Raw genomic sequence first — 25,553 nt, forward strand, 5'->3', positions numbered from 1 at the left:
ACGTCAGGCTCTACTCCCGTGATTTCATCCGATGACGTGTCCTCTACTTTCAAAGAGTTGGGGGCTACCGAGGATAGCTCTCCTGAATCCCAGGAGGGCAGCGATGGCGCCCTTGACTCCGTCCCTGATTCTGATGGCTTGAATACAGGCCCCGCGAACGGGGGCTCCCTGAGCAAGTTGAGCGGCTCGCAGTCCAGCGAGGTGTTCTCCATTTCTTCCAACGAGGGAACATGGGGTATCTCGGGCACCTGGGCGTCTGACGGTTGCCGTGAGCTACGACGTCTGCTCTCTGGGGTGAGATGCGCGTGAGACTTAGGAATGACGGGCGTTTTGCCCGTGCCAAGAACAAGCTCCGACGCGAGGTCACGCTTGCCTTGAGGCCCCGTGACCGACAGAGGGTCATCGTCAGCCTGACCTCGTATCCTCAGAGGATTGACTACGTGGCGGACGTTGTTCGTTCGCTGTTTGCACAGCTGCAGCTGCCCGACCTCACGGTGCTCTACCTTTCCGAGGATCAGTTCCCTGATGGCGTGAAGTCTCTTCCCCCGAGCCTGACTTCCTGCCTGGGCAGGGATTTCCAAATCCGCTGGGTCAGGGGAGACATGCGGTCTCACAAGAAGTACCTCTACGCCGTTAGGGACTTCCCGGAGGATCTGGTAATCACCGTCGACGATGACATCGTCTGCAGAAACACGCTTGTGGGAGACCTCCTGAGCGTCCATACGCGTCACCCGCATGCGGTTGCCGCCATACGCACCCACCTCATGGAGTTTGACTCGAACGGTGTCTTGCTCCCGTACTCTGACTGGCAGATGGAAGTGGGTAACACAAGGCCCGAACTCTGCGATCGCCCGAGCATGAGGCTGTTTGGAACCTCTGGGGCGGGCATGCTCCTTCCGCCGGGAAGCCTTCCAGCGGCGGCCTTTGACACAAGGGCGATAGGGGAGACCTGCCCCAATGCGGACGATGTCTGGCTCAAGGCAATGACTGCCATTGCTGGATGGCCCACGGTCTCCGTTACTGGCTGGCAGGGCGTCGACTGCATAGAGGGCTCCCAAGAGACCTCGCTGTGGGCGACCAACCAATGCGGCGGAAACGACGACGCAATCCGCAAGGTACGTGCATATTGCGAGAAGGACCTGGGCATTGCGCGCCTTGACTCCCTGTTTCATGACGACACGCTGGTAGACTAGCAATGCTATGGCCTATGACTTGTGGCTCAAACGTAGATTGGACGTATCACATAATGAACTTTACGAGACGAGAGTGCTTTGCGATGGCGTCGTCTGCTGTGGTTGCCGGGCTCGGCCTGCCCCAGCTTGCCCTTGCAGAACAGTCCGACGGCTCCGACGCCGAGGCCCTTCCGCTCAACGCCAACGATGACCTTGAGTTCTCCTTTACCCCCGACGATGCCGACCTGAGCGTTGACGGCCAGGACTACGGCATTGCCACGCTGGCGGCCACCCCCTCGACCAACGTCGTGGAGCTTTGGGGCCAGACCCGCTACGAGACCTCCAGGGAGGAGGCCCTCTACAGCTATTCCTCCAACAGGCGGGTTGTCGTTGCCTCTGGCGAGGACTTCCCGGACTCCCTTGCGGGTTCCTCCCTTGCAGGTGGTCTTGATTGCCCCATTGTGATGACCTCCTCCGGAAGCCTCTCTTCTACGGCGCTTGAGGCCATCGACAGGCTGGGGGCAACGGAGTTTTACCTTCTTGGCGGAACGGCTGCGGTCTCCCAGGCTGCCGAGGGCTCTCTTGCTGGCCGCGGTATCGTGCACAGGATTGCCGGCCCCACGCGCTTTGAGACCCAGCTGGCCGTCTACAAGTACGGCAAGGACAACGGCCTCTGGGCCGGCGACTATGCCATCGTGGCCTCCGGCATGAATTTCCCGGACGCCCTCTCTGCCTCTCCGCTTGCGTTTGCCCTCAAGGCACCGCTCTTCTTCGTCAACGGAAACGGAGACCTTTCTTCCGAGGAGCTTGCGGCGCTCAAGGCGTTCTCTCCCAAGAAGATCCTTGTGCTGGGCGGAACTGCCGTGGTCTCTGATGCGGCCTTCTCCGCTGCAAAGGGGGCGCTCGCGGCCGGCGGTTCCATCGTGCGCCTCTGGGGCCAGACCCGCTACGAGACGAGTGCTGCGATCGCTCGCTATGCGGTGGAGAACTGCGGGTTTAGCTGGGATGGCGTTGCCTTTGCCTCTGGCAACGCCCCGTATGACGCCCTTGGTGGCGGCGTGGTCCAGGGCAAGGCCAAGTCCGTCCTGCTGCTTGCCGACGAGGGGTCCATGGGCAACGTCAACACATGCCCGAGCAACGCGCAGATTGACACCATCAAGTTCTTTGGCGGTGAGGCCGTCTTCACTGCTACGACGCGTGCCGAGACCTGCAAGAGCCTTGGGGCTACCTATACGGGCCGCTTTGTTCCCTATACAACCTACAAGAGGTACAACCTCACGCTTGAGCACATGCTCCAGCTACAGGCGGCCCGCGGCGACCACTCCTACTCCGAGTACAAGGACTACGTCGATCCTGCCGACTACGAGTGGCACGACAACTCGTTCTTTGCCTTTGCCGTCTTGGACAACGGCTACAGCGGCCTGACCGCAAAGCAGATTGATGACTACATTGCGGCCAACTGCACCTACTGGGAGGGCCAGTATGGCTGGAGAAGCACGTTCAGGGGCATGGGCCAAGCCTTCATCAACGCTGCCAAGCAGTCGGGCCTGAACGAGGCATATCTTCTTGCGCACGCAAAGCTCGAGTCCGCCTGGGGCTGCTCCTACTTTGCGCATGGCTGGTCTCCCGAGGAGGACGGCCAGTACGAGGTCAAGGGGCGGGTCTTCAAGTACTACAAGGGAACGACCTACTACAACTTCTTTGGCATTGGCGCCTACGACAACAATCCATCGACGGGTGCGCACATCATGTCTATCAAGGAGGGGTGGACCTCCCCCGAGAAGGCCATTATTGGTTCTGCCAAGTGGCTTTCTGACAACTACGTGAGGCGCCGCTACAAGCAGAACACGCCCTACCTGCAGCGCTTTGATTGCGCTGGTTGCGAGGCTTACAACGACGCCTGGCACGAGTACTGCACTGGCCTGACCGAGTTCCAGTACATCGGCTACGCGATGTACTGGATGTACCACGACAACGGCATTGACCCGTTTGGCGGCGTGGTGCAGTTCGAGGTCCCGGTGTACGCGGGGTAAGCAGTTGCGATAGAGCGCCTTTAAGCCGAGAAAGCCTAGGGGCGCTTCAAGCCTAATGTGGCGGTGGCCTGGCGCGCTCAAGATCACTTAGACCCTCAAAGGAGGTTAAGATGGATGAACCTATCGAGCCAAATGCTGTACGGTGTGAAACAACACTTAGTGGCCAACAGATTGTTGAGTTCGCAAGCTCTATCGTTGAATATCTATGGGACTGCGTGTCAGCGGGCCTGAGGGGAGAAAGTGTCCCGGGGCTGACGCTCAGCGGTGCAACTATCAAAATTATAAAGACGGTAATGTCGATTCCTGACATGCTATTTATGCGAAAAATCGAACGATTTTGTAGGGGACTTCAATCTTTAACCAAAGAGGAATCAGAGAAATATGTGACGAACATCGAGAAGTTAACTTCCCAGAGAGAGCACGTGTTTCTTCTGAACGTTCTTAATAAAATCGAGGAAGAAGAGAAGCTTGACATCCTCGCAAGTGTTTTTGCTGCTCGTGTGTCGGGTGTCCTTGATCACAAGAGCTACAGGCGTCTTGCTCTTATGGTTGAGTCAAGCATGTACGATGATTTGAATTTTCTTATTAAGAGGCATGGAGATGGCCCTGTGGAATTGGAGGATGCCGAAGCAATTGGTCTCCTATCAGAGGGGTGGCTCCAGTATGGTGGTCAGACGTGGGGGACAACTGAAAACGAAGGAACCCATGTTTATGATTTTACTGAAATGGCAGCCCTGTTATATTCGTGTGTTAAAGCCTCTGGGGAGACCTCTTAGTAATTTGGGGAAAGCGACTAATTTCCTTGACAGATGTTGAGCTCTGACCTGAGGCTGTTCAAGATGCGGTCTGAGATTGCGATACGCCAGCGGTAGCCACTGAAGTTAAAGACTCAGACGTTGTTTCATGAATGACAGAGGAGCCAGCAACTTGTTGCCAAGTTTGTAGGAATGTGAGTTTCTGACGGCTTTGATCTCTGTTGCCAGGTCTTCGACCGTCGCCGCGTTCTTGCTGTTTCGGTCCTCTGCCATCCTTAGACTGTCAGCCAAAGTAGTCTTCTCGGATTCGAGCTTATTGATGTGCCCGACAAGCTCGGCTATCTTTCGCTCTTCCTCTGCCCACAGCTTTACATAGGCTGCTTGAATCTCGCTATTAGTCGCGTGAGCAAGTGCAGCAAAGTCGGCGTCAACGGGGTTGTAGTAGTCGGATGCGGGAAGAGTGTTCTTCCCGATTAACTCAAAGAATGCATCTGCCACATCGGGAGATAAAGCATCTGAGTCCAGCGAAGCCATATTCCAACGAGAGAAATGGGCGACCCAGTTGCAATAGGACTTCCAGACTGACGGAGACACCTCGTTGTTCTTGAGATAAGAACCGATGGCTTCCATGGCAGATAGGGCACAACGCCAGCTCTTAGAGCGCGTGTGCTCAAGAGATGCAACATTGTTTGTCCTGTGGGTGACCAGGTCATCGTTCGTACAGTAAAGCCTCGCGGCCTTGGCTAGCGCCACAAATACGAATAGCGCATCGTTGGAAGTGCGCTGCTCTTGGAAGGCTATGCCAAGTCCATCGACGAAATCTCTCCTAAACAGCTTGTCCCAAGGCCAGCCGACGAATGACTGAAAGGGCTTATGGGGGAGTGCGTCGCCAGCTAGGACCTTATTAGTCTCGACGTCAATCATCGAAAAGGTCAGCGGGCTGGTTTCCTTTGTCTTGTCGTCTAGGTAATGCGACTTGCAAATGACGACATCGGCATTTGACTCTTTAGCACATTCCGTGAGCTTAAGCAAGCAGTCTTCGCTAATGAAGTCATCCGCATCAAGGAAATAGAGATAGTCTCCAGTTGCCTTGTACATTCCGAGATTGCGGGCCCTGCCAGCATTTGAGTGAGGGGCCTCAATGAGGCTCAACCTATTGTCTTGGAAAGTCTTTATCAGGTTGACCGTGGAGTCTGTTGATCCGTCATCAACAACAATCAGCTCAAAGTCTTTAAGGCTTTGACTCAGGACGCTGTTGACGCACTCTTCGATGTAGCTCTCGGCATTGTACGAGGGAATGATGACAGACACCAGAGGCATGGGTCCTCCAATTAAGCCAAAGGCCGCAATCGGCTAGAATTCTTATTGGAAAGTGTAATGGCTTAGGCTATTGATTGGGACCCAATGTCTACAAAACGTGTTGTGTATTTTGACTTGTTGAACGTTGCCGCCTGTATCGCGGTCGTTGCTCTTCACTGCAATCAAATGGTGCATACATGGCAGCCTGGTAAGAACTGGCTGCTCGCTATGGCGATAGAGACTGTCTTCTACTGGGCTGTCCCCATCTTCTTTATGCTGACTGGTGCCACTCTTATGTGCTATCGGGAGAGGTACGACACCCGCACCTTTATTGAGAAACGAGTTAAGAGGACTGTCATTCCCTTTTTTGCCTGGAGTCTGATTCTGTTCCTGGTTGTATCTGTCCCTCTTGGTGGAGCCCACCTGGGCATTCGTACCTTCTTAAATATGATGCTTAACAACCAGATTGAACAGGTGTACTGGTTTTTCTTCCCGCTCTTTTCCCTTTACCTCGCGCTTCCGATGATTTCCCTCTTGGCTGACAATAAGAAAGTCATCCTCTACGGTGTTATGGTCTCGTTTGCATTGGTGAGCGTTCTGCCCTATCTCTGCCAACTGGGGGGGGTTAATTGGAATGGGGCAATCTCCATTCCCTCCTTTGGGGGCATGCTTCTATATGTCGGGCTGGGGTACCTGCTCGCTTCGACTGATTTAGACGACAAGACTACAAGAACGTTCTACGCGTTGGGCATACTGGGAACCGTCTTTAGGTTTGTCTACACGGCCGGCATGTCTGAGTCCATTGGTGCTGTAGACAGACTCTTCTTTAACTACTCTGCCTTCCCGGCGGTTCTTCAGGCCGTAGCTGTCTTTCTCTTCTTTAAGAACCTGAATCTATCGCGGCTTCAAGGACGTGTAATAACGGTCTTGCCTGAGCTGTCTGCGTGCAGCTTCGGGGTTTACCTTATTCACAAGCCCATTCTTGATCATGTCGTATTGGGACTAATGAACGTCCCCATGCAGTCCGTTGCGCTAAGAACAGTGGGGGTGTTGGTTCTCTACACCGCCTGCGTGCTGACTGTGTTTCTGCTAAAGAAGGTGCCTCTTGTTAAGGCAATTATTCCCTAACTCCCTGGAGCTTCTCTGATATGAAAATTCAATTCATGATTTCAATCGCGCTGTTATTGACCATTATGGTCGTTCCGGGCTACTCCGTGGGTCGACTCCTTAGCCTTCCGCCATTGGATTCTGCCTGCGTTGCCCCTGGACTCTCTATATTTCTTCTGTCTGTCATGGCGATTCTTTATTCCAGGCTGTCAATCCCGGCGTCTTTTTTTACGCTATGCCTTCCGATCATATTAATGGCAATACTTATTTTTGTTGCGACTCGGCCACTAAGGCGCCTTACGAGTGAGTCTGACTCCTTTCGGGTGAGTGACTTACTCTGTTTTGCAATCCCCGTCCTGGTGCTAGCCATCTACGTGTTTTACACAGGGTTAGATGGCCTTGACTCGTATTACCAGGCCTGGGATAACGTTTCTCATATGGCGACGATTCGGACCTTTATTAATTCTGGCGACTGGTCTCCATTCGCAAATAGCTACTACGCCTCTTCTGACATTGCTCCCATCTTATCTTCTGGTTCCTTTTATCCCTCCGCTTGGCACCTGCTATGCGCATCGGCTGTCTCTGCTCTCAACATCCCGGTTTCAATGTCAGAGAATGTGGTGAACTTTTTTGTAATAGGACTGGTTTATTCGCTCGGTTTCTTCTCGCTCATTAGGGTTCTTGGGGTAAGGGGAAAGCTACCTTGCGCCATGGCTGGCGTTATATGCGTTGGAGTTCCAGCGGCCACCTGGGGACTTATGACGTTTGGTCCCTTGTATCCGAACTTGTTGGGATTTTCTTTGATACCTGCGGGGATAACTCTATTCGTAGGCTCTTTTAAATCTGAGGACGGTAGCTCAGCTAAAATAGTTTGGCTGCGACTTCCGCTTGTGGTCATTTACATTGTTGGAATGGCTCTCGCTCACCCCAATGCCGTATTCTCCTACGGAGTAATTCTTGCTCCCTACATTGTCGTGTTTGCCAGTCGCTATGCATCAGTCATGGGTGCTTCGAGAAACGTGGCAAAATGGGCCGTTCCGCTCATTTCAGTCGCCTTGATTGTCGGAGTATGGTTTGGTGTATACAACATGCCCTTCGTTAGCGGAGTCGTTGCAACGGGGTGGTCAGCAATCTCTTCACCCCTTTCTGCGCTGAGGCATGCCGCATTTCTTGGCGTTGCGAATCACCCAATTCAGGTGTTAATTCCCCTGCTCTCATTTTTCGGTCTTGCTTGGATACTTGGTCGAGGAGAACATCGCTGGGTTGCAATTAGCTATGTAATTGTCATCGCAATTTACGTGGTTGACGCGGGGTCTGACGGTCTTCTGAAGCATTTGCTTTCAGGTTTTTGGTATACGGACTACAACCGCACCGGCGCGATGGTCGCCTTTATGGCTTCGGTGCTTGCTTGCTTGGGTGTTAAAGCGTGCGTCTGTATGTTCAACATCTCGCGGATTGACGCCATGTCTCCTTGGGCGAAGACGCTAGCGATTGGAATGTCGACTTTGCTGTTTGCTCTTGCAGTATTTGTCCCCTCTATTCCATTTGGTCACGGTCGCTCTCTAACGACCGCTTTTGGATACGAGGTTACCGAACTTGCCAATCAAAATGATAAAGACTTAATCTATTATGATGTTCTGAGCCCAATTGAAGAGGCGTTTTGCCGAGAAACGGTTGCTGGCGAGTGCGGTGACAGCTTGATACTGAACAATCCAGAAGACGGAAGTATCTTCGGTTACTCGGTATATGGCTTGAACATGTACTACCGAAACTGCTACACGCCTTCTCCTGAAACAGAAACCGAAGCGAGCTACCTGGTCCGCACCAAGTTGAACGAGTATTCGTTGAATCCTGAGGTACAAAGCACTGTTCGCTCAATTGGAGCTAAGTACGTCTTGCAGTTGGACAGTGGCGACTCTTCGGCTGAATATCGGATTACCTACGTCACTAATAACTTTGATGAATGGGATGGCATCAATGCCATTGACGAGAATACTCCTGGGTTTGAGCTGATCGCCAGCGTCGACGATATCAGGTTGTATAAGATTCTTGATACCGAGTAAGGTTGGAAGGTAAAACCGAGGGGGCATCCGATTTGTCGGATGCCCCCTCGGTTGGTTCTATTTAGTGAAGTGCTTCAGAGTCCGCTTCAGTGCCCCGCCAATGCCATCGTTCTTTGCGTGGAAGGCGAAGAGAGCCAACGTACCCTTAGACTTAGCGGCTTGGTAACCGGCTTCCCATTCATCCTTCTTTCTGGACTCGTCCAGATACTCCTTGGGGTTAGCGACGATGCGCTTCAGGGTGTCTAGCTCATCAGGGAAGAAGAGGGTCTCGTCGACCTGCTTCTTTTGGAAAGCCTCGCGATACTCCTTGGCGTACCTCTCGAGGAAGGGCAGCTGGTACTCAGCCGCGAGCCTGCTGTAGGCAAACATGCAGTTGTGAATCTTCTTGTACTCAAAGATGCCGACGAACTTCTCGTAGAGAGTCGACTGGCCCTCAAGCCAAGACTGAATCCACTTGTACTCATCCAGCATGGTGAAGACCTTGTTGGGCTGGTTGATCGAGGAAGCAGCGTTGTCAACTCTGTAGCAGTAGAAGGGGCGATCAATGAGCGCAATTCTGGTTGCCCAGCAATAAGACTGGAACCAGAACCCGTTGTCCTGGAACGCAGCTCCGGGACTCTCGTTGAACTTAATGTTGTTGGAACGGACAAAGTCGGCATTATAGATACCAGTCCAGTTCTCCATACGGACATTAAAGAGGTCGAGGTTGTCTTGCGGGTTGAGCACTGCGTCGTAGTACTCCGTTTTGGAGGCAATCTTGACCTCCTCGAGAGACTTGACTCCGTTCTGATCGGTCGTAAACCTGTTGTAGTTTGACCTTACGAAATCCAGGCTGTTCTCCTTGGCCTTGACGTAAAGGGTCTCGTACATATCGGAAATCAGGTAGTCGTCGGGCTCGAGAATGCCAATGTACTCGCCAGTTGCGGAGGCCATGCCGGTGTTCATTGCGTGACCGTAGCCACCGTTTGGGCCATCGATGATCTTGATGCGGCCATCCCTTGCCGCATACTCCTCCAGGATGGACAGAGATGAATCCTTGGAGCCATCGTTAACGCATACAATCTCAATATCTTTGAGGGTCTGCCCCACAACGCTGTCAAGTGCTTGCCTAAGGAAGGGCTCGGCGTTGTATATGGGCATGACTACGGAAACCTTGGGCTGATCTGTCACTTGGACTCTCCATTCATCTGATCAAGGTGACGCAAGAGGGCTTGCCGGTCTGAAATCAAATAGTCGCTTGAACGTACGATTTTTGGTTTGGAACTCTCATTTTGGTCTGCGCTGTCGCTACCTAGTTTATTGCCAAGGAAAACCTTAATGGCCTTGCCAAAACCGAGCTCATCCACCCTGAGCAGGAACCAGCCGAGTCGGTTTAAGAACGACTGCCGCTCCACCTTGTTCTTGGGCAGGTCGTTTGCCTCGCATAGGAGGTCCAGATACTCGTCGTATAGGACGGGATTGAGCGCAAAGAACGCTCCGGCATGGTGGTTTAGCTCTAGCTCAGCGAAGTCACCGTTGCCCAGAGCTTTGAGTTGCAACTTGCGCGCCGTGGCGTCCGTCATGGTGTTGATGTTCCAAATCATGTACTCGAAGGCCCAGTTGAAAAAGGACCAAGAGAACTTGGAGTAAAGCATCGGATCTTCTTTGAGAGCCTTCTTCAGGAGGCAGCTGCTCCTGTAGAAGTCCAGGGGGGCCTTTGACCTGGATGTGGAGACGGAATCGCTCCGGTTCATTCGATGTTTTACGAGACGCTGGTCAACGATGCTGATCAGGTTTGCCTTGGCGTTTGCGAGGAAGACGAAGTAAAGGTCCTCGCTGTTTTGGAGCGAGGGATAACGTAGGGCGTTCTCTTCGACGAATGCGCGCTTGTACAGCTTGTCCCAGGGCCATCCCATGAATGCCGTGAAAATGAAGTCCTGGATGTCCGTGGGCGTGAATGTGTTCTCTGCGGGCAGCTGGTTGTCCTTAACTGTCCACTCGGCATCAAGGCTTTCTCCGGTCCGGTCGTCGAACATCTCGCATCTGCAAATAACGACGTCGGCATTGGTTTCCAGAGAGCGGGTGTGCATGACCTCAAGCATGTGTCCGTCGTATAGGTCGTCTGCATCAAGCATGCATACGTAGGTGCCCCTTGCGTTATCGAGACCTATGTTACGGGCTGCGCCGGGGCCCATGTTGTCCTGTCGAAGGATAATCACCCTAGGGTCCTTCTTGGCATAGGCTTCGAGGATTTGCGGGGTCTCATCGGATGATCCGTCATCGACACAGATAAGCTCGAAGTTCGAGAAAGACTGGTTAATCAGACTATCCAAGGTCTCGCAAATGAAGCCCGAGGCATTGTAGACGGGGATGATTATGCTGATTTCCGGCATTAAAACTCCTATTAGCTGCTGGGATTGATTTTGCGATGAGAGCGACTAGTCTCGTTGCCACAAATCCCTCGTATAGACCTTCTGCTTAACGTCCAAAAGTTCGGGGGACATGCGATTGGCAAGGATGAGGTCGCAGGACTCTTTGAGCGTGCCTATGTCCTGCGTCACCCTGACCCCCAGATACTCGGAGTCTTTGCATCGGGGCTCATAGATAAGCATCTCAACGTCTCGCCTTGCTAGCCGGTTGATAATTCCCTGAATGGAGCTTTCTCGGAAGTTGTCGCTTCCACTCTTCATGACCAGGCGATATATGCCAACCCTCCTCGGCCGTGCGTCTTCCACCGTTTGCGCGATGAAATCCTTTCTCGTCTCGTTGGAGTCAACAATGGCCTTTATGAGGTTCTGGGGAACGTTGCCATAGTTGGCAAGCAGCTGTTTTGAATCCTTCGGGAGACAGTAGCCTCCGTAACCAAAGCTCGGGTTGTTGTAGAAGTCTCCAATGCGACTGTCCAATGACACGCCGCGAATGATTTCGCTGGTATTCAGGCCGTTTGCCTGCGCATACGTGTCGAGCTCATTGAAGAAGGAGACCCTCAGCGCGAGGTAGGAGTTGGAGAACAGCTTGATTGCCTCGGCCTCCGTTGATCCCATTATCAATACGGGAATGGAATCGCGGACCTTTTCATCGGCTCCTTCGATGAGCGCATCGGCAAAGTCTTTGGCCCTGACGTGGAGACGAGCCTGCTTCCCAGTCGTTGCCGATGGAACTCCGACAATGACCCTGGAAGGCCTCAGGTTGTCCTCAAGAGCGTGGCCCTCGCGGAGGAACTCGGGTGAGAAAATGATGTCAAGTTCCGCATATTGCTCAGAGATTCTGCTGGTATAACCAACGGGAACGGTCGACTTGACAACAACGCATGCCGAGGACCCAAGGTCCACAAGGTTTTGGAGGACGGCTTCGATGGAAGAAGTGTCAAAGGTGTTCTTCTCGGGGTCATAGTTTGTGGGCGTGGCGATGATGACGTAGTCGCAGTCCTTATAGGCCTCTTCTGCGCTAAGCGTTGCGGTCAGCGAGTCGGGCTTGAGAGAGAGGACCGCCATGATCTTCTCGTCACCAATTGGGGAAACGCCGCGGTTGATTGCGTCTACCTTCTCTGGAACGATGTCCAGAGCTCTGACTTCGCCAATGGCGCTGAGGAGGCAGGCGAGGGAAAGGCCCACGTAGCCCGTTCCCGCCACGGCGAAGACGGGGTGCTTTGACGAAGAAGAGACCATGCACACTCCTTGAGACTCATTTATTGCAATAATGAGTTTAGCAGGGTTGGTTCTTGCGATAATTGCCGCCCCCAACGCTACCAGAACTATAGATGCGCTTGCGCTTCTCGAGCTTGCCTGGCGCCATGCTATGTATCCGGAGGTACTTGTACATGTCCAGCGATCCCACCACCCTCGTATCCGTCATAGTCCCCATCTGCAACGTGCAGAAGTACCTTGCGGAGTGCCTGGAGAGCATCCTGGCGCAGACGCACCGGGAGCTTGAGGTCATCTGCATCAATGATGGCAGCAAGGACGCCTCGCTGGCCATCATCCAGAACTATGCCGCCAGGGATTCGCGCATCGTTGTGGTGGACAAGCCCAACGAGGGATATGGCGCCACGTGCAACCGCGGACTTGAGATGGCTCATGGCCAGTGGGTCTCCATCGTCGAGCCGGACGACTGGATCGCCCCCACCATGTACGAGGACATGCTGGCCTTTACCGGGCGCTTCTCGCAGTCGGTGGACATCGTCAAGACGCCCTGGATAGACATCTGCGAGTGGGACTGCCCCTCCACCCAGTACGCCCGCAAGAGCGACATGTGCGGACGCGTGAAGACCTCCGCCACGCCCTTCTCCATTGCGCAGAACCCTGTGCTCATGGAGCTTCACCCGTCCATCTGGTCTGCCATCTACCGCACGGACTTCCTGCGGCAGAACCGGATCAAGTTCATCCCGTTCCCCGGTGCCGGCTGGGCGGACAACCCCTTCCTGGTGGAGACGCTCTGCCAGGCAAAGGCCATCGTCTACCTGGACAAGCCCTACTACAACTACCGCTGCGACCTTCCGGGCTCCACGCTCCACCACGCCACGGACGAGGCGGTGGCCCGTCCCTTTGATCGCTGGATTGACATGATGCACGTCCTGGAGCGCCTGGGCGTCACGGACGAGCGCATCATTGCCGCCCACTACGTGCGCGCCTTCAACTACACCTTTGGCGCCATCCACGACGACGGGTGGGACAACCCGGTGGTCAAGGCCAAGACGCGCGAGGTCTTTGGCATGATGGACTCCGAGCTGGTCAAGGCCATGCGCAACGTGGCTCCGCACCGCAAGCGCTTCTTCTTTGAGGAGCGCGGCCTTGAGGTGCCGAGGTTCCCGATAGGCCCCTGGGTTAGGCACCTCTCTGGCGAGACGGTGCATACCCTCAAGAACGATGGCCTTGGCCGCGTGGTCAAGCGTGCCGGCCGCGTGCTGAGGCCCACCGAGCGCAAGGACATCTAGTGGGGGAGAGTTCCGAGCATCTCCGTTCCTCCAAGCTGGGAGCCCTGGTCTTCTGGGGCGCCTGGTTTGTTGTGCCCATTGCCATGCTGTGCGTCGTGGCCGCCGTGCGTGGGGTGTATCCGTTTGGCGCGCAGTCCTTCCTTGCGGAGGACCTGGTCTTTCAGTACGTGGACTTCTTTGCCTGGTTCAAGCGGGTGCTTGCCGGGCGGGAGTCGGTCTTCTACTCCACTGCGTGCGGGCTGGGAGCCAACACGTGGGGCCTCTACAGCTACTACCTGGCGAGCCCCTTCAACCTGCTCCTGCTGCTGTTTGACCAGGAGCACCTGACGCTCTTCGTCTTTGTGGCGGACGCGCTCAAGCTGGGGTGCATGCAGCTAGCCGCCATGTTCTACCTGCGGCGGCGCTTTGGCGTGGGCCGCGGGTGGTCGGGCGTGCTGGCTCTGGGGTACACCTGGTGCCTGTGGACGGCAACCAACCTGCGCAACCCCATGTGGCTGGATGCGCTCATCCTTCTGCCGCTGCTCATGTGGGCCGTGTGGGAGCTGGTGCGCCGCGGGCGATGGCTGCCGCTGTGCCTGCTCGCGGCTGCGGACGTGGTCTGCTGCTGGTACACGGCGTACATGACGGTGCTCTTCCTCATCCTGGTGGCCATCCTGGAGTGGTGGTGTGCGGGATGCCGTGACGAATCTGGCGAGCGCGTGCCGCTCTGGAGGCTTGCCCTGAAGTTTGCCCACCCCATGCTTTTGGCGCTGGTGCTCTGCGCATGGACCTTCGTGCCCACGGTCATGGCCATGCTGGAGAGCGGCGGCGTGGAGGAGACGAGCCTTTTGGGCATCATCCAGTCCATCCTGGGGGCGGACTCCCCGCTTGGGGTGGCCATGAAGCTCTTCACCACAAAGCCCGGCTGTTTTGTGCGCGGCTTCGTCCCGGCGCTCTACGACCGCCTGAGGCCGGTTCCACAGTTCTACTGCGGCGTGCTTCTCATGGGCTGCTTCCTGGGCTTCTTTGTGTCTGGCCGGGTGCCGGCGCGTGCCAAGCGGGGCCTTGGGATGCTGGTAGCCGTCATGATGGCGAGCATCCTGCTGACGCCTCTGCAGGCCATCTGGTGCGGCTTCCGCGCGCCCACGGGGTTCTACTCCCGCGTGTGCGTCTTTGTGGCCCCGGTGCTGATGTGGGCTGCGGGGTGGCTCTGGGCGGAGGAGGTCGCTGCTGGCGGCAGTTCTCGCCTGGCGGGGGTCCTGGGGTCTCGCATGGCGTTGGGGGCCGTCTGCGCGCTTGCCGTGGTTGACCTGACCCTGGGTGCGGCGCTGGCGTGGAGAACGCTCTACTGCGGCTACTCCCAGGAGTACCACGACGACTATGCGGCCCAGGCAGCGCAGCAGGTCTCTGACCTCAAGGATCGCGATGACGGCACCTGGCGCGCGGACCGCACGTTCACACGCGCCGGCTTTGCGGCGCTGAACGACGAGATGTGTCACGAGTACATGGGTCTCTCGTCGTACTCCTCCGCGCACAATCAGGACGCGCTGGACTTCCTGAGCGCCCTTGGGTACAGCAGGCCCAGACAGATCTCCGTCCGGTATGCGCAGCCCCTCCTGGCGTCTGACGCGCTGCTGGGCGTGAGGTACGTGTGCTCTCCGCTGGCAGCGGCGGGGGAGCGCCTGCTTGGCGACGTTGCTCAGGTGAGCGGCGCCGGAACCTACGAGAACCCCTATGCGCTCGGGTTGGGGTACCTGGTCTCTGGCGATGCGGCGGACGCGTCGCTTGACGGGGGTAACCCTTTCGAGCGGCAAAACCAGCTGGCGAGTGCGCTGGTGGGGCATGACGTGGAGCTGTTCAGGCCCGTGGAAGCCGAGGTGGTCGAGGCCGGGGAGGGCGCCCGCGCGTGGGACGTCACGGTGCCTGCCGGCTGCCTGGGGTATGCGTACGCAGACGTGCCGACGGGCTACGTCGACGGCGTCATGCTTGACGTGGACGGCGTGAGCCAGCAGGAGGGTTGGCGCTTCCAGCAGACGCTGCGCCCGTTTGCGCAGGTTGAGGGCGAGGTCCCGGGCGTGCACCGCGTCATCATGACGGGCATTGACTCCAAGGTGGCCGTGCCGCTGGAGGACGCGTCACGCACGTTCTACTGCCTTGACCTCGCCGTCCTGCAGCAGGTCACGTCCGAGCTTGGCGGCGGACAGGCAACGTTTGACTCCTTCTCCGGCTCTGACATCAGCGGGACCGTGACGGCTGACTCCGATGGCTGGCTCATGGTCTCCGTGCCGCATGAGGCCGGCTGGACCGTGACGGTCAACGGGGCGCAGGTGGAGACCCGTGGCGCGTTTGGCAACGCTCTCACGCTGGTGCCGGTCACAGCGGGCCAGAACAGCTTTGAGATGACGTTTGTCTCGCCTGGGCTTGTGCCTGGGTGCGCGGTGAGCGCGGTCGGCGCGGCTGGGCTCTGCGCATGGGCACTCTGGCGGCGGCGCAGGTCTAGGGGTTAGGGGGAGTTTGGCCCCCGGGGTCCGTCTTGTGGTAGCGTGCTTTTAGTTTTTATCGAACGTGAGGAGCGTTGATGGCTAAGCACTTCAAGACCCCCGAGGGGGATGCGGGCCGCGAGTCAACGGGCCGCTTTGAGCCCCTGCCCGCGCAGACCACGGCGCCGCACCGCCGCAGCTGGGACGACGACGCCGACGTCACGGCCTCCGGTCCCGCCGCTGGTGGCGATGGCTATGGCTTTGACGGCGTCTACGGGTACGACCCCCAGCCGCAGGAGCCCGTCCGCCGCGTCAAGAAGCGTCGCCGCCACCGTGGCCGCACGGTGGGCATTGTTGCAGGCGTGCTGCTGGTGGCGCTTCTCGCCGCGGGGGGCGTCTGCGGCTTTACGCTCTACAACCAGGCAAAGTCCGTGAAGGACCAGGCCAAGACCGCCATGAGCCTTGCCTCCTCCGCGGTGGACTCGGTCAAGGAGGGCGACTTTGCGTCCGTCTCGTCCGACCTGCGCGAGCTTGACGCGCTGTGCGACAACATCAACGACCAGACCAGCGGCCCCCTGTGGACCGTGGCCTCCTTTGTGCCCGTCTACGGCGGGGACGTGAGCGCCGCCCGCACGCTGGTGGGCGCGCTCTCCGACGTCTCGGAGTCTGCGCTGCTGCCCCTGGCGGACGCCCTCCAGAACGTGACTCCGGGCAAGCTCCTCTCCGACGGCACGGTCAACGTCTCTGCGCTGCAGGCCGTGGCGGACACGTTCTCTGAGGCGGCCCCTGCCGTGCAGACCGCCAACCAGAAGGTCCAGGCCATCGGCCCGACCAGCATCTCCGAGGTGAGCGACCTGGTGAGCAAGGCCAAGGGTGGCTTCTCTGCCCTTGCCGGCGCGGTGGATACCGCCAAGGGCGTGGCGCCCGTGCTGCCCCAGATGCTCGGCGCGGAGGGCCAGACCCGCAACTACCTCGTGGTTGCCGAGAACAACGTAGAGATCCGCGCCAACGGCGGCTACGGCGGCAGCCAGGGCGTCATCTCCGTCACCGACGGCAAGCTCGAGATCGGCGACTTCCAGCCCAAGATGTCCCTGGGCATCGAGAACGCGCTGCCCGTGACCGAGGAAGAGGAGGTCCTCTTCAACCAGGCCACGCACGAGATGGGCTCGGACTCCGGCGACACGCTCTTCACGCCGGACTTCCCGCGCGCGGCCGGGCTCCTCTCACAGATGTGGGAGATCAAGTACGGCCAGCACCTGGACGGTGTGGTAGCGCTTGACCCGGTCTTCCTGCAGTACCTGCTGGGCGTCGTGGGCGGCGTCGAGCTTCCTGACGGCAGCTCCATCGACGGCACCAACGCGGCGCGCGTGCTCATGCACGACGTCTACTGGAACTACGACCCGTCCACGCAGGACGCCATCTTTGCGGCCGCTGCCGGCGCGGCGTTTGACAAGGTCCTGGGCGGCCTTGGCAGCGCCGACCTGGCGCAGCTGAGCGCCGCGGTTCAGAGGGGCTGCGAGGAGGGCCGCTTCATCGCCTGGATGGAGAACCCCGACGAGGAGAATGTCATCAAGGAGCTTGGCCTCGCAGCCGCGCTGCCGGATGTCAGCGACACCTCCGCCGCACCCGTGGCTGGCGTCTTTGTCAACAACATCCGTGGCTCCAAGCTTGACTGGTTCCTCAACAAGGACGTCACCGTGGGCACTGGCAAGCGCAACTCCGACGGCAGCTGGTCCTACCCGGTGACGGTGACGCTCTCTTCCGTCATGAGCGAGGAGGAAGAGGAGTCTCTGCCGCTGTACGTGGCCGGCGTCGGGCGCCAGGCCTCCGACTGGAACGACGAGAGGCTCACGGTGCTTCTTTACGCGCCGGCTGGCGGCACCATCAGCGACGTTTCGACTTCCGGCTCCGCGGCCTTCTCCACGGCGCCCGAGGAGCACGCGCACAACGGGCTGCAGGTGTTCTATGGCGTGCTGGAGCTGCTGCCGCGCACGGACGCCACCGTCACGTACACGGTGACCACGGCCTCCGCCGCAGGCGATCAGCCGCTCACCGTCCGCACGACGCCCACCTGCCAGGCGGCGAGGTAGCAGGCGTCCGGGGGAGGGGCCTCTTTCCGTCCCCGGACGGGCCGAAATGGGTTGTCAGCGGTTTCTTGTGGTTTGGCGACTGGTTTCGGGGTACTATATTCTTTGTGGCTCAACGCCACGGTATCGCGCGTGAGCGCAGCAATTTGGCCCTGCGGGGCTAAGAACGAAAGGCACGACATGGCTCAGGGTACTGTTAAGTGGTTCAATCCGGACAAGGGCTACGGCTTCATCTCTCGCGAGGATGGCGACGACCTGTTCGTCCACTACTCCGAGATTCAGATGGACGGCTTCAAGACTCTGGACGAGGGCCAGGCCGTTGAGTTCGAGATCACCACTGGTCAGAACGGCAAGCTCCAGGCTTCCAACGTCCACAAGCTCTAAGTCCTACTTCATATAAGAGCTGAGAGGGGGGGTCCGCTTATGCGGGCCTCCCTTTTTGTGTCCGGTGCTGCCGTCCCGCAAATTGGGGACGCGCAAATTGGGGACGTGTTCAAATTTGCGCGAAAACGAACACGTCCCCAATTTGAGGGGCAAGAGCATCAAAGACGGGAAATGCGGTCGTTGGCACGCAAAGGGGAAGAAGCAGTCGGGAAATGCGGCCGTTGGCAGAGATTCCGTGCCAACGGCCGCATTTACCGGCTCGTGTGTGCCGGCGCGAAAGAAAGGGCGTCCTGCCTGCGACAGGACGCCCTTGGTGACGGCAGATGGGCCAGTGACCTACTTCTTGATCCAGGAGAACATGGAGCGGATCTTCTCGCCGGTGACCTCGATGGGGTGGGAGTTGATGGCCTCGCGCTGCTCAAGGAGCCACTTGTGGTCGTTGTTGCAGTCGTCGACGAACTCCTGCGCAAACTCGCCGTTCTGGATGCGGCGCAGGATCTCCTTCATGGCCTCGCGGGACTGCTCGTTGATGACCTTGGGACCGGCGTAGTACTCGCCGTACTCGGCGGTGTTGGAGATGGAGTAGTTCATGAAGTGGATGCCGCTCTCGTACATGAGATCGACGATCATCTTCATCTCGTGGTAGCACTCGAAGTAGGCGAGCTCCTCCGGGTAGCCGGCCTCGGTCAGGGTCTCAAAGCCAGCCTTGACCAGCTCGACCAGGCCGCCGCACAGGACGGCTTGCTCGCCGAAGAGATCCTCCTCGGTCTCCTGGGCGAAGGTCGCCTTGATGATGCCGGAGCGGGCTCCGCCGACGCCCCAGCAGTAGGACAGGGCGACATCCCAGGCGTCGCCGGTGGCGTCCTGGGCAACGCAGGCCAGGTCGGGCACGCCGGAGCCCTCGGTGTACTGGCGACGGACGATGTGGCCGGGGCCCTTGGGGGCGCACATGATGACGTTGACGTCCTCGGGGGCCTTGATGTAGCCGTAGTGGATGTTGAAGCCGTGGGCAAAGGCCAGGGTGTCGCCGGGCTTGAGGTGGTTCTTGATGTGCTCCTCGTAGACCTTGGGCTGGGTCTCGTCGGGGGTCAGGATCATGATGACGTCGGCCTCCTCGGCGGCGGTGTCCATGTCCACGACCTTGAGGCCGGCCTCGGCGGCCTTCTTGGCGGAGGCGGAGCCCTCGCGCAGGCCGACGCGGACGTCGCAGCCGGAGTCCATGAGGTTCAGCGCGTGGGCGTGGCCCTGAGAGCCGTAGCCGATGATGGCGATCTTCTTGCCCTGGATGACCTCGGGCTTGCAGTCGTTCTCGTAGTAGATGGTGACGGCCATGTGTCTTGCTCCTTTGCTTTGTTGCCGTTCGTTGCCGTATGCAGGCCGCCGCGGGAACGGCGGGCGTTGCCGTGATTGTTGGCGTGCCATTGGGGACGGGGGTGAATGGCACGGTCGTGCGGTTTTGGCTTTACGCCGAGAAGCCCGTGCCATTCACCCCCGTCCCCAATGGCACGCCGGATGTCCCGTGGGGCGAGAAGCGCCTACGCGTCGTGGCCGCGGCCCATGGCGACCATGCCGGTGCGCGTGAGCTGGCGGATGCCGTAGGCGCGGAAGAGGTTCTCCATGGCGTCCAGCTTGCTGGCGACGCCGGTGGCCTCGATGGTGAGCGTGTTCTTGCCCACGTCGACCACCTTGGCGCGGAAGACATCGGCGATCTCTATGACCTCATGGCGGCGCTCGGGGGAGGCTTGGACCTTGAAGAGCACCAGCTCGCGCTCGACGGCGTCCTCGTCGGTGAAGTCGGAGATCTTGTAGACGCTGACCAGCTTGTGGAGCTGCTTGGTGATCTGCTCGAAGCCCACCTCGTCGGCCTCCACGATGATGGTCATGCGAGAGAGGCTCTCGTCCTCGGTGGGGGCCACCGTGAGGGACTCGATGTTGAAGCCGCGGCGAGAGATCATACCGGTCACGCGGGAGAGCACGCCGGACTTGTTCTCCACCAGGACGGAGAGGATGTGGCGCATCACTCGTCGCCTCCCTTCTCGTCGGGCTCGGGCGCGGCGGAGGCGTCCGCCGGCTTGCCGAAGCCCTTCTCGCTGACGCGGACGCCGCCCAGGGTGACGTCGAGCGCGCCGATGATGTCGTCGATGGGGGCGCCGGGGGCCACCATCGGATAGACGGTCTGGTCGCGCGGGATCATGACGTCCAGGAGGAACGGCTCCTTTGAGGTCAGCATCTCGTCGAGCGCGTCGTCGACGTCCTCGGGCTTCTCCACGCGGCGGGCGCGCCAGCCGTAGGCGTCGGCCAGCTTGACGAAGTCGGGGTTGTCGGCAAGCTCGGTGAAGGAGTAGCGCTTGTTGTAGAAGAGGCTCTGCCACTGGTGGACCATGCCGAGCGCGCGGTTGTCGATGATGAGCACCTTGACCGGCACGTCGTTGATCTTGGCGGTCGCCATCTCCTGGGAGTTCATCTGGAAGGAGCCGTCGCCGGCCACGCAGACCACCTCGGACTCCGGGCAGCCAATCTTGGCGCCGATGGCCGCCGGAAAGCCAAAGCCCATGGTGCCCAGGCCGCCGGACGAGATGAACGTGCGCGCGTGCTCGCGGTGGATGTTCTGGTGCGCCCACATCTGGTGCTGGCCGACCTCGGTGGTGACGACGGAGGCCTCGGGGTCCAGCTTCTGGGACAACTTGTGGAGAACCACCTCGGGCGCGATGGCATTGGGGTAGTCCGAGAAGTCGCTGGTGTAGAAGGGCCAGCGCTCGCGCCAGCTGAAGACGTCCTCCACCCAGGCGCGGTCGATGGGCTGGGCGTCGGCCTTGGCCAGGCGCTCGTTGATGGCGGCAAGGACTCCCTTGGCGTCGCCCACGATGGGCACCACCGGGTTGATGATCTTGCCGATCTCTGCCGGGTCGATGTCGATGTGGATGACCTTGGCGTGCGGCGCGAACTCGGAGACCTTGCCGGTCACGCGGTCGGAGAAGCGCGCGCCAACGGCGATGAGAAGGTCACACTCGGTGACGGCCATGTTGGCGTACTTGGAGCCGTGCATGCCCACGGGGCCGAGGTTGAGCGGGTTGGAGCAGCGCATGGCGCCCTTGCCCATGAGGGTGGTGACCACGGGGATCTGCATGCGCTCGGCAAGCTCGGTGAGCTCGGCGCAGGCGTGGCTGGTCACGATGCCGCCGCCGGCGTAGAGCAGGGGGCGCTCGGCCTTCTGGATGAGCTCGGCGGCCTGCTTGACCTGGCGCGCGTTGCCGCGGTAGGTGGGCTTGTAGCTGGGCAGGCTCACGGAGTCGGGGTAGTGGAAGACCATCTCGGCGCCGGAAAGGTCGCTCGGAATGTCGATGAGGACGGGGCCAGGGCGGCCGGTGGAGGCAATGTAGAAGGCCTCGCGGAACATGCGGGTGAGGTCGTCGGTGGACTGCAGCAGGAAGCTGTGCTTGACCACGGGCATGGTGATGCCCACGATGTCGGACTCCTGGAAGCTGTCCGTGCCTATGACGCCGCGCGTGACCTGGCCGGTGATGACCACCATGGGGATGGAGTCCATGTAGGCCGTGGCGATGCCGGTCACGGTGTTGGTGGCGCCGGGGCCGGAGGTTACGAGGACCACGCCCACCTTGCCGGTGGCGCGGGCGTAGCCGTCGGCCATGTGCGTGGCGCCCTGCTCGTGGCGGGCCAGCACGTGGTGAATCTGCTTGCTGTCGTAGAGGGCGTCGTAGATCTTGATGGCCTGGCCGCCGGGGTAGCCAAAGATGGTGTCCACGCCCTCGGCCTCGAGGGAGGCGATGATGGCCTGGGCACCGGTCATGGTCTTGCCCTCGTGCGGGGTGTGGCTGCCGGGACCGAACGGCTTGCCCTCGATGGCCAGCTTGCGCACGGCCATCTTCTCCTCGAGCGTCGTCATGAGAGGTAAGCCCCCTTGTCTGCACTGGTAACGAGCCTTGCGTAGCGGGAGAGCACTCCCGTGGTGTACTTGGGCGCGGGCGGCTGCCACGCGGCGCGGCGGCTGGCGAGCTCCTCGTCGGAGACCTCGAGCGTGAGCGTGCCGGCGTCGATGTCGATGGAGATGACGTCGCCTTCCTGCACGAGCGCGATGGGGCCGCCGGCCGCCGCCTCGGGGCTCACGTGCCCGATGGCCGGGCCCTTGGTGGCGCCGGAGAAGCGCCCGTCGGTGATGAGCGCGCAGGACTTGTCGAGCCCCATGCCGCAGATGGCGGAGGTGGGGGTGAGCATCTCCCTCATGCCGGGGCCGCCCGCGGGGCCCTCGTAGCGGATGACGATGACGTCGCCGGTGTTTATCTTGCCGCCGAAGATGGCCGTGCAGGCCTCCTCCTCGGACTCAAAGACGCGGGCCGGGCCGCGGTGCTGGCGCATGTCTGCGGAGACCGCGCTCTTCTTGACCACGCCGCAGTTGGGCGCGAGGTTGCCGCGCAGGACCTTGAGGCCGCCGTCGGGGGAGTAGGCGTTGTCCACGGTGCGTACAACCTCGCCGTCCACGGGCGGCTGCTCGGCCACCCAGTCGGCAACGGAGCCGTGGCAGGTCTGGGCCGTGAGGTCCAGGTGGCCGGTGCGGCCGAGCTCGCCCACGATGGCGCCCACGCCGCCCACGGCGTTGAGGTCCTCGATGTGGAGCGGGCCCGCCGGGGCGATGCGCACGATGTTGGGCGTGGCAGCGCAGACGTCGTCCCAGTCCTGCATGCTGACGGGGCAGCCGGCCGCCTGAGCGATGGCCGTGAGGTGGAGCATGGTGTTGGTGGAGCCGCCGAAGGCCATGTCGAGGGCCATGCCGTTCCTGATGCTCTTCTCGTTGATGATGTCGAGCGCGGTGGTGCCGTCGCGCAGGAGCTCCATGACCTTCATGCCGGCGTGCTTGGCCAGGCGGATGCGCTCGGAGTAGACGGCCGGGATGGTGCCGTTGCCCGGCAGCGCGATGCCCAGGGCCTCGGAGAGGCAACAGATGGAGTTGGCGGTGAACATTCCGGAGCAGCTGCCGCAGGTGGGGCAGGCCGTGCCCTCGAGCCAGTGGCACTCCTCCTCGGTCATGGTGCCGGCGGTGACCTGCCCCACGGCGTCAAAGAGGGAGTTGAGGTCGGTCTGCTCGCCGTGGCGGCCGCGGCCGGCCAGCATGGGGCCGCCGGAGACCAGCACGGTGGGGATGTTCAGGCGGCACGCGGCAATGAGCATGCCGGGGACGATCTTGTCGCAGCTGGGGATGAGGACCATGGCGTCGAACTGGTGGCCCTGGATGGCGCACTCCACGGAGTCGGCGATGACCTCGCGGCTGGTGAGGGAGTACTTCATGCCCTCGTGGTTCATGGCGATGCCGTCGCACACGCCGATGGTGTTGACCTGCAGCGGGGTGCCACCGGCCATGCGAACGCCCGCCTTGACGGCGTCGGCGATCTGCTGGAGGTGGAGGTGACCCGGGATGACCTCATTCTGGGCGGAGACCACGGCCACGAGCGGGCGGTCGAGCTCCTCGTCGGTGAGGCCATCGGCCTTCAGGAGGCTTCTGTGGGGCGCGCGGGCCAGGCCCCGCTTTATGGCATCGCTTCGCAGCTGCATGTTCTTCTTGGCCTTTCTCTTGCGTTGGCGCGGTGCGCGTGTGGCGTGAGAAATGCGAGAAGGGCGCGGGTGCGCGCTGCTCGATGCCCAAGACGGTGGGTGCCGGCCCGAGGTACTGGCTCGTGCTTGAGACGGGGGTGGCCGCTTTTACACGGGCTTTCTCGCGAGCTGCTCGAGGGCGTGTTCGGGGCCGTCCGACGCGGGTTCTCATGGTGCCCGCTTGCTGTGGGACGGGTGCGGCCCGTACTTTCCCTGTCATCGCATTTGCTCAGTGGGTTGTAGGTTAACGGCGGGACTGTTTCGAACGGGTTGCCGCGGGCAAACGGTTTTGTTGCGCGGGTGAGCGGCAGGGGAGAGGGGCGGGCATGCCATTGGGGACGGGGGCGAATGGCACACGCTCAGGGCGTGCCATTCGCCCCCGTCCCCAATGGCATGCCCTGAGGGAGGCGCGTCTTAGAGCGAGGTCTGTACGGTTTCCGGCTTGAAGCCCGCGGCGTCCAGGGCGCCCACGATCTGGGCCTTGTGGCTCTCGCCGTAGGCCTCGATGGTCACGCGAAGCTCCACCGCGGCCTGGCGGTTGGTGCTCACGAACTGGTTGTGCTCGAGCTTGATGACGTTGCCGTTCTGCTCGGCGATGACGTTTGCCACGCGCACGAGCATGCCCGGGCGGTCGGGGAGAAGCACGCTCACGGTGAAGATGCGGCCGCGCTGGATGAGGCCGTTCTGCACGACGGAGCTCATGGTGATGACGTCCATGTTGCCGCCGGAGAGGATGGAGACGACGCGCTTGCCCTCTGCCGGCAGGTGCTTGGCCGCGGCCACGGTGAGAAGGCCGGAGTTCTCCACGACCATCTTGTGGTTCTCGACCATGTCCAGGAAGCAGGCCACGAGCTCGTCGTCATCCACAGTGATGACGTCGTCGAGGTTCTGCTGCAGGTAGGGGAAGACCTTGTCGCCGGGCTCCAGGACCGCGGTGCCGTCCGCGATGGTGTTGGCGCTGGGGAGCTTGACCACATGGCCGGCGTCCAGCGAGGCGCGCAGGCAGGCCGCGCCGGAGGGCTCCACGCCGATGACGCGGATCTTGGGGTTGTGCAGCTTGGCGAAGGTTGAGACGCCGCAGGACAGGCCGCCGCCGCCCACCGGGACGAGGATGGTGTCCACCAGCGGCAGCTCCTGGACGATCTCCATGGCGATTGTGCCCTGGCCGGTTGCCACGGTGAGGTCGTTGAAGGGCGGGATGTAGGTCAGCCCCTCCTGCTCGGCAAGTTCCACGGCGCGGTTCTTGGCGTCGTCGAAGACGTCTCCGTGGAGGATGACCTCGGCGCCGTAGCCCTTGGTGCGCTCCACCTTGATGAGGGGCGTGGTGGTGGGCATGACCACCACGGAGCGGGCGCCGGCGTGGGTGGCAGCGTAGGCCACGCCCTGGGCGTGGTTGCCGGCCGATGCCGTGATGACGCCGCGGTCGAGCTCCTCTTGGCTGAGCTTTGAGATCTTGTAGTAGGCACCGCGCAGCTTGTAGGCGCCGGTGCGCTGCATGTTCTCGGGCTTGAGCCACATGCGGTTGCCGGTCTGGGCGCTGAGGTAGGGGCTCTCGATGAGCTTGGTCTCCTGGGTGACTTCCTTGACCTTGAGGGAGGCCTCCTCAAAGGCCTCGAGCGTGAGCATCTCTGCCATGGGCATCCTTTGTTTCTGCGCAGGGTCTCTGCGGGCCTGTGGT

The 25,553-nt window shown here is 60.1% G+C and carries 18 protein-coding genes; 9 read left to right on the forward strand and 9 right to left on the reverse strand.

Annotated elements, in window-relative coordinates:
• Positions 1 to 305: 305 nt before the first annotated feature.
• The 3 genes from DXV50_RS02825 (at position 306) to DXV50_RS02835 (ending at position 3,981) form a co-directional block, all read left to right on the forward strand.
• Positions 306 to 1,193, forward strand: a complete 888-nt coding sequence (locus DXV50_RS02825) for a glycosyltransferase family 2 protein (RefSeq protein ID WP_117204697.1) — start codon at positions 306 to 308, stop codon at positions 1,191 to 1,193.
• An 83-nt stretch (positions 1,194 to 1,276) separates the two neighbouring features.
• Entirely contained in the window at positions 1,277 to 3,205 is a 1,929-nt protein-coding gene (locus DXV50_RS02830; RefSeq protein ID WP_198666394.1) for a cell wall-binding repeat-containing protein, read from the forward strand.
• 110 nt (positions 3,206 to 3,315) lie between these two features.
• On the forward strand, positions 3,316 to 3,981 hold the full coding sequence (locus tag DXV50_RS02835) for a hypothetical protein (protein ID WP_147556669.1): 666 nt from the start codon (positions 3,316 to 3,318) through the stop codon (positions 3,979 to 3,981).
• A gap of 105 nt (positions 3,982 to 4,086) precedes the next feature.
• On the opposite strand, the gene DXV50_RS02840 is transcribed toward DXV50_RS02835, so the two are convergent.
• Positions 4,087 to 5,271 carry a glycosyltransferase family 2 protein gene (locus DXV50_RS02840; protein ID WP_157966957.1) on the reverse strand — a complete coding sequence of 395 codons (1,185 nt, stop codon included), beginning with the start codon at positions 5,269 to 5,271 and terminating at the stop codon, positions 4,087 to 4,089.
• 93 nt (positions 5,272 to 5,364) lie between these two features.
• Here DXV50_RS02840 and DXV50_RS02845 point away from each other — a divergent pair, with 93 nt between their 5' ends.
• Positions 5,365 to 6,387, forward strand: a complete 1,023-nt coding sequence (locus DXV50_RS02845; RefSeq protein WP_117204701.1) for an acyltransferase — start codon at positions 5,365 to 5,367, stop codon at positions 6,385 to 6,387.
• 65 nt (positions 6,388 to 6,452) lie between these two features.
• Positions 6,453 to 8,429, forward strand: a complete 1,977-nt coding sequence (locus DXV50_RS09515) for a DUF6541 family protein (RefSeq protein ID WP_332871128.1) — start codon at positions 6,453 to 6,455, stop codon at positions 8,427 to 8,429.
• A gap of 57 nt (positions 8,430 to 8,486) precedes the next feature.
• On the opposite strand, the gene DXV50_RS02855 is transcribed toward DXV50_RS09515, so the two are convergent.
• From DXV50_RS02855 to DXV50_RS02865, 3 genes are read right to left on the reverse strand one after another with little or no spacing between them, the layout of a single operon-like run.
• Positions 8,487 to 9,599 (reverse strand): glycosyltransferase, encoded by a 1,113-nt coding sequence (locus DXV50_RS02855; protein ID WP_117204703.1) that lies wholly within the window; start codon positions 9,597 to 9,599, stop codon positions 8,487 to 8,489.
• Positions 9,596 to 10,801: a glycosyltransferase family 2 protein gene (locus DXV50_RS02860; RefSeq protein WP_117204704.1), complete on the reverse strand. Its 1,206-nt coding sequence runs from the start codon at positions 10,799 to 10,801 to the stop codon at positions 9,596 to 9,598. The genes DXV50_RS02855 and DXV50_RS02860 overlap by 4 nt, the downstream gene beginning before the upstream one ends.
• A gap of 45 nt (positions 10,802 to 10,846) precedes the next feature.
• On the reverse strand, positions 10,847 to 12,076 hold the full coding sequence (locus tag DXV50_RS02865; protein ID WP_117204705.1) for a nucleotide sugar dehydrogenase: 1,230 nt from the start codon (positions 12,074 to 12,076) through the stop codon (positions 10,847 to 10,849).
• A 152-nt stretch (positions 12,077 to 12,228) separates the two neighbouring features.
• Here DXV50_RS02865 and DXV50_RS02870 point away from each other — a divergent pair, with 152 nt between their 5' ends.
• From DXV50_RS02870 to DXV50_RS02885, 4 genes are all read left to right on the forward strand, one after another.
• A complete protein-coding gene (locus DXV50_RS02870) occupies positions 12,229 to 13,341 on the forward strand; it encodes a glycosyltransferase (protein ID WP_117204706.1) in 1,113 nt (370 codons plus the stop codon).
• Complete coding sequence (locus DXV50_RS02875) at positions 13,341 to 15,827, forward strand: YfhO family protein (RefSeq protein WP_117204707.1); 2,487 nt, start codon at positions 13,341 to 13,343, stop codon at positions 15,825 to 15,827. Before DXV50_RS02870 ends, DXV50_RS02875 begins: the two co-directional genes overlap by 1 nt.
• A gap of 71 nt (positions 15,828 to 15,898) precedes the next feature.
• On the forward strand, positions 15,899 to 17,890 hold the full coding sequence (locus DXV50_RS02880) for a DUF4012 domain-containing protein (RefSeq protein WP_117204708.1): 1,992 nt from the start codon (positions 15,899 to 15,901) through the stop codon (positions 17,888 to 17,890).
• Positions 17,891 to 18,067: 177 nt separating this feature from the next.
• On the forward strand, positions 18,068 to 18,271 hold the full coding sequence (locus DXV50_RS02885) for a cold-shock protein (protein ID WP_117204709.1): 204 nt from the start codon (positions 18,068 to 18,070) through the stop codon (positions 18,269 to 18,271).
• Between the two features lie 336 nt (positions 18,272 to 18,607).
• On the opposite strand, the gene ilvC is transcribed toward DXV50_RS02885, so the two are convergent.
• The 5 genes from ilvC to ilvA form a co-directional block, all read right to left on the reverse strand.
• Positions 18,608 to 19,603 carry a ketol-acid reductoisomerase gene (gene ilvC, locus DXV50_RS02890; RefSeq protein ID WP_117204710.1) on the reverse strand — a complete coding sequence of 332 codons (996 nt, stop codon included), beginning with the start codon at positions 19,601 to 19,603 and terminating at the stop codon, positions 18,608 to 18,610.
• 203 nt (positions 19,604 to 19,806) lie between these two features.
• Positions 19,807 to 20,289, reverse strand: a complete 483-nt coding sequence (ilvN, locus tag DXV50_RS02895) for an acetolactate synthase small subunit (protein ID WP_117204711.1) — start codon at positions 20,287 to 20,289, stop codon at positions 19,807 to 19,809.
• Positions 20,289 to 22,175, reverse strand: coding sequence for a biosynthetic-type acetolactate synthase large subunit (gene ilvB / locus DXV50_RS02900; RefSeq protein WP_117204712.1), 1,887 nt, complete (start codon positions 22,173 to 22,175; stop codon positions 20,289 to 20,291). Before ilvB ends, ilvN begins: the two co-directional genes overlap by 1 nt.
• Positions 22,172 to 23,836: a dihydroxy-acid dehydratase gene (gene ilvD / locus DXV50_RS02905; protein WP_117204713.1), complete on the reverse strand. Its 1,665-nt coding sequence runs from the start codon at positions 23,834 to 23,836 to the stop codon at positions 22,172 to 22,174. The genes ilvB and ilvD overlap by 4 nt, the downstream gene beginning before the upstream one ends.
• 453 nt (positions 23,837 to 24,289) lie before the next feature.
• Complete coding sequence (gene ilvA, locus DXV50_RS02910) at positions 24,290 to 25,510, reverse strand: threonine ammonia-lyase (RefSeq protein WP_117204714.1); 1,221 nt, start codon at positions 25,508 to 25,510, stop codon at positions 24,290 to 24,292.
• Positions 25,511 to 25,553: the final 43 nt, after the last annotated feature.

Origin of the sequence: Paratractidigestivibacter faecalis (genome assembly GCF_003416765.1) — a bacterium.
In the GTDB taxonomy this organism is placed as follows: Bacteria; Actinomycetota; Coriobacteriia; order Coriobacteriales; family Atopobiaceae; genus Paratractidigestivibacter; species Paratractidigestivibacter faecalis.